At 49.9% G+C, this 3,878-nt stretch carries 7 protein-coding genes; all 7 read left to right on the top strand.

Annotation, left to right across the window (positions count from 1 at the left end; all coding sequences use genetic code 11):
• Positions 1 to 70: hypothetical protein (locus tag FDW87_RS08040; protein WP_168733119.1), on the top strand; the 70-nt coding region annotated here is incomplete at its 5' end.
• Positions 71 to 300: 230 nt separating this feature from the next.
• A complete protein-coding gene (gene secE, locus FDW87_RS08035) occupies positions 301 to 684 on the top strand; it encodes a preprotein translocase subunit SecE (RefSeq protein WP_003033128.1) in 384 nt (127 codons plus the stop codon).
• A 1-nt stretch (position 685) separates the two neighbouring features.
• Positions 686 to 1,231, top strand: a complete 546-nt coding sequence (nusG, locus tag FDW87_RS08030; protein ID WP_003033125.1) for a transcription termination/antitermination protein NusG — start codon at positions 686 to 688, stop codon at positions 1,229 to 1,231.
• Between the two features lie 155 nt (positions 1,232 to 1,386).
• Entirely contained in the window at positions 1,387 to 1,815 is a 429-nt protein-coding gene (rplK, locus tag FDW87_RS08025) for a 50S ribosomal protein L11 (protein ID WP_003033122.1), read from the top strand.
• Positions 1,816 to 1,818: 3 nt separating this feature from the next.
• Positions 1,819 to 2,526 carry a 50S ribosomal protein L1 gene (gene rplA / locus FDW87_RS08020; protein ID WP_016155300.1) on the top strand — a complete coding sequence of 236 codons (708 nt, stop codon included), beginning with the start codon at positions 1,819 to 1,821 and terminating at the stop codon, positions 2,524 to 2,526.
• 358 nt (positions 2,527 to 2,884) lie between these two features.
• Positions 2,885 to 3,382 (top strand): 50S ribosomal protein L10, encoded by a 498-nt coding sequence (rplJ, locus tag FDW87_RS08015; RefSeq protein WP_005132895.1) that lies wholly within the window; start codon positions 2,885 to 2,887, stop codon positions 3,380 to 3,382.
• Between the two features lie 66 nt (positions 3,383 to 3,448).
• Positions 3,449 to 3,814 carry a 50S ribosomal protein L7/L12 gene (rplL, locus tag FDW87_RS08010; protein WP_000028882.1) on the top strand — a complete coding sequence of 122 codons (366 nt, stop codon included), beginning with the start codon at positions 3,449 to 3,451 and terminating at the stop codon, positions 3,812 to 3,814.
• Positions 3,815 to 3,878: the final 64 nt, after the last annotated feature.

The raw sequence follows: 3,878 nt of genomic DNA, 5'->3' as shown, positions 1-3,878 counted from the left end.
TCTGCGTTTCGCAATCCGTGAAGGCGGCCGTACTGTTGGTGCGGGCGTTGTTGCCAAAGTAATGAGCTAATTGCCGAATAACATTTGACGCAATGCGCAATAAAAGGGCATCATTTGATGCCCTTTTTGCACGCTTTCACACCAGAACCTGGCTCATCAGTGATTTTATTTGTCATAATCATTGCTGAGACAGGCTCTGAAGAGGGCGTTTAGTCCGAAACGCACCAGAGCATTTCGGTTTGGATCGCCTCGCTTACGCGGGGTGAAAATGTTTGTAGAATACTTCTGACAGGTTGGTTTATGAGTGCGAATACCGAAGCTCAAGGAAGCGGGCGCGGCCTGGAAGCGATGAAGTGGGTTGTTGTCGCTGTATTGCTGCTTGTAGCTATCGTTGGCAACTACCTCTATCGTGACATGATGCTGCCGCTGCGTGCGCTGGCCGTAGTGATTCTGATTGCCGCAGCGGGTGGTGTCGCGCTGTTGACAACAAAAGGTAAAGCGACCGTTGCTTTTGCCCGTGAAGCGAGAACCGAAGTCCGTAAGGTCATTTGGCCAACTCGCCAGGAAACATTGCACACCACATTAATTGTGGCTGCGGTTACCGCAGTAATGTCACTGATCCTGTGGGGACTGGATGGTATTCTGGTTCGCCTGGTATCCTTTATCACTGGCCTGAGGTTCTAAGATGTCTGAAGCCCCTAAAAAGCGCTGGTACGTCGTTCAGGCGTTTTCCGGTTTTGAAGGCCGCGTAGCTACATCGCTGCGCGAATATATCAAGTTACAAAATATGGAAGAGCTGTTTGGCGAAGTCATGGTGCCGACCGAAGAAGTGGTCGAAATCCGTGGCGGCCAGCGTCGCAAGAGCGAACGTAAATTCTTCCCGGGCTATGTATTGGTCCAGATGGTGATGAATGACGCAAGCTGGCACCTGGTGCGCAGCGTGCCGCGTGTGATGGGCTTTATCGGCGGTACATCTGACCGTCCGGCGCCGATCAGCGACAAAGAAGTTGATGCGATCATGAACCGTCTGCAGCAGGTTGGCGACAAGCCGCGTCCGAAAACGATGTTTGAGCCAGGTGAAATGGTTCGCGTTAGCGACGGTCCGTTCGCTGACTTTAACGGCGTGGTTGAAGAAGTGGACTACGAGAAGTCTCGTCTGAAAGTTTCCGTATCTATCTTCGGTCGTGCGACTCCGGTTGAACTGGACTTCGCTCAGGTTGAAAAAGCCTAACACCCCGATCAAAAAAGCGACGATTTAATCGTTGCACAAGGCGCGAGATTGGAATACAATTTCGCGCCTTTTGTTTTTATGGATCCTATCCGTAAAACGAATTTAATCACGGGGAGCCTCCTTGAGGCGTTATAACCCAACTAGAGGAATTTAGAATGGCTAAGAAAGTCCAAGCCTATGTCAAGCTGCAGGTTGCAGCTGGTATGGCTAACCCGAGTCCGCCGGTAGGTCCTGCACTGGGTCAACAAGGCGTGAACATCATGGAATTCTGCAAAGCGTTCAACGCTAAAACTGATTCCATGGAAAAAGGTCTGCCAATCCCGGTTGTTATCACCGTTTACGCTGACCGTTCTTTCACTTTCGTTACCAAAACGCCTCCGGCAGCAGTTCTGCTGAAGAAAGCGGCTGGTATCAAGTCTGGTTCCGGCAAGCCGAACAAAGACAAAGTGGGTAAAATTTCCCGCGCTCAGCTGCAGGAAATCGCGCAGACCAAAGCTGCCGACATGACTGGTTCCGACATTGAAGCGATGACTCGCTCCATTGAAGGTACTGCACGTTCCATGGGCCTGGTAGTGGAGGACTAAGAAATGGCTAAACTGACCAAGCGCATGTCCGTGATCCGTGACAAAGTTGATGCTACTAAGCAGTATGACATCAACGAAGCTATCGCTCTGCTGAAAGAGCTGGCCACTGCTAAATTCGTAGAAAGCGTGGACGTTGCTGTTAACCTCGGCATCGATGCTCGTAAATCTGACCAGAACGTACGTGGTGCAACTGTACTGCCGCACGGTACTGGCCGTTCCGTTCGCGTAGCCGTATTTACCCAGGGTGCAAACGCTGAAGCTGCTAAAGCTGCAGGCGCTGAGCTGGTAGGTATGGAAGATCTGGCTGAACAGATCAAGAAAGGCGAAATGAACTTTGACGTTGTTATTGCTTCCCCGGATGCAATGCGCGTTGTTGGCCAGCTGGGTCAGGTTCTGGGTCCGCGCGGCCTGATGCCAAACCCGAAAGTTGGTACTGTAACTCCTAACGTTGCTGAAGCTGTTAAGAATGCTAAAGCTGGTCAGGTTCGTTACCGTAACGACAAAAACGGCATCATTCACACCACCATCGGTAAAGTGGATTTTGACGCTGACAAACTGAAAGAAAACCTGGAAGCTCTGCTGGTTGCGCTGAAAAAAGCAAAACCGACTCAGGCAAAAGGCGTGTACATCAAGAAAGTTAGCATCTCCACCACCATGGGTGCTGGCGTTGCCGTTGATCAGTCCGGTCTGACTGCGACTGTGGCGAACTAATATTCGCCTTTACGTGGGCGGTGATTTTGTCTACAATCTTACCCCCACGTATTCTGCTAATTGCAGACGTATATCCGAGATATTCAGGCTGTGGCAAGGCAGTCAACGCCGCTACAGATTGAATAGCGACAGATAGAAAAGATTTGTTCGTTGGAGCCTGGCCTAATCCAGGCCTCCGTCGAAGACCGCAGGTGTTTCGTAAGAAACTTAATGCCCTGCGTAGACGGTGACAGAACGCTAAGATTATTTCTGATACTCTGGCTTGTTTCTGCTCACCGTATTTAGACGCTCTCTCCGTTGGGGGGAGTGAAGTGAGTTCCGGAACATGAGTTCCGGCAAACATCCAGGAGCAAAGCTAATGGCTTTAAATCTTCAAGACAAACAAGCGATTGTTGCTGAAGTCAGCGAAGTAGCCAAAGGCGCGCTGTCTGCAGTAGTTGCGGATTCCCGTGGCGTAACTGTAGATAAAATGACTGAACTGCGTAAAGCAGGTCGTGAAGCTGGCGTATACATGCGTGTTGTTCGTAACACCCTGCTGCGCCGCGTCGTTGAAGGTACTCAGTTCGAGTGCCTGAAAGACACGTTTGTTGGTCCGACCCTGATTGCATACTCTATGGAACACCCGGGCGCTGCTGCTCGTCTGTTCAAAGAGTTCGCGAAAGCGAATGCAAAATTTGAGGTCAAAGCCGCAGCCTTTGAAGGTGAGTTGATTACGGCATCGAATATCGATCGCCTGGCAACTCTGCCGACCTACGAAGAAGCAATTGCACGCCTGATGGCAACCATGAAAGAAGCTTCGGCTGGCAAACTGGTTCGTACTCTGGCTGCTGTACGCGATGCGAAAGAAGCTGCTTAATCGCAGTTATCTTTGTAAAGCATCTGCTTACGTATAAACTTATTCTGATTTTCAGGAACAATTTAAATGTCTATCACTAAAGATCAAATCATTGAAGCAGTATCCGCTATGTCCGTAATGGACGTTGTAGAACTGATTTCTGCAATGGAAGAAAAATTCGGTGTTTCTGCTGCTGCTGCTGTAGCTGTAGCTGCTGGCCCGGCTGAAGCTGCTGAAGAAAAAACTGAATTCGACGTAATTCTGAAAGCTGCAGGCGCTAACAAAGTTGCTGTTATCAAGGCAGTACGTGGCGCAACTGGCCTGGGTCTGAAAGAAGCTAAAGACCTGGTAGAATCTGCACCGGCTGCGCTGAAAGAAGGCGTGAGCAAAGACGACGCAGAAGCACTGAAAAAATCTCTGGAAGAAGCTGGCGCTGAAGTTGAAGTTAAATAAGCCAACTTTTCTGGTTGCAGCCTAAGAAATTAGGCTGATGGCTGGTGACTTTTTAGTCACCAGC

This window comes from Citrobacter sp. wls826 (genome assembly GCF_005281245.1).
GTDB lineage: Bacteria > Pseudomonadota > Gammaproteobacteria > Enterobacterales > Enterobacteriaceae > Citrobacter > Citrobacter braakii.
This window is presented reverse-complemented; position numbering and strand designations above follow the sequence as displayed.

Excerpts from the sequence above, each read along its gene's own strand:
- rplA (WP_016155300.1), top strand. The coding sequence starts at position 1,819 with ATGGCTAAACTGACCAAGCGCATGTCCGTGATCCGTGACAAAGTTGAT.
- rplL (WP_000028882.1), top strand. The coding sequence starts at position 3,449 with ATGTCTATCACTAAAGATCAAATCATTGAAGCAGTATCCGCTATGTCC.
- rplJ (WP_005132895.1), top strand. The coding sequence starts at position 2,885 with ATGGCTTTAAATCTTCAAGACAAACAAGCGATTGTTGCTGAAGTCAGC.
- rplK (WP_003033122.1), top strand. The coding sequence starts at position 1,387 with ATGGCTAAGAAAGTCCAAGCCTATGTCAAGCTGCAGGTTGCAGCTGGT.
- nusG (WP_003033125.1), top strand. The coding sequence starts at position 686 with ATGTCTGAAGCCCCTAAAAAGCGCTGGTACGTCGTTCAGGCGTTTTCC.
- secE (WP_003033128.1), top strand. The coding sequence starts at position 301 with ATGAGTGCGAATACCGAAGCTCAAGGAAGCGGGCGCGGCCTGGAAGCG.